Raw genomic sequence first — 227 nt, 5'->3', positions numbered from 1 at the left:
GGTCCGCCACTCGGGGTCGACGCGGGCGTGCAGCGCCGCGGCGCCGGCGTCGAGCTCGCCGTCGACCACGCGGACCTGGTGCACCACCAGGCCGCGGACCGGCCGCGGGACGTCCAGCACCTCGAGCCGGCCGCCGTCGAACTCGATGATGCCCGCGTCGGCCGCCTGGCCGCCGGACTCGGCGTAGAACGGGGTGCGGTCGAGCACCAGCTCGCCGACCTCGCCGG

1 protein-coding gene is annotated in these 227 nt (G+C 78.0%); it reads right to left on the bottom strand.

Features of this window, described 5'->3' with window-relative positions:
- The coding region (locus QWY29_RS20700; RefSeq protein ID WP_300963094.1) for an alanine--tRNA ligase-related protein at positions 1-227 on the bottom strand (227 nt) is incomplete at both ends.

It is taken from the genome of Nocardioides abyssi (genome assembly GCF_030412915.1).
In the GTDB taxonomy this organism is placed as follows: Bacteria; Actinomycetota; Actinomycetes; order Propionibacteriales; family Nocardioidaceae; genus Nocardioides; species Nocardioides abyssi.
Note: the sequence above shows the minus strand (reverse complement) of the source record. Positions and strands in the feature narration are given on the sequence as shown.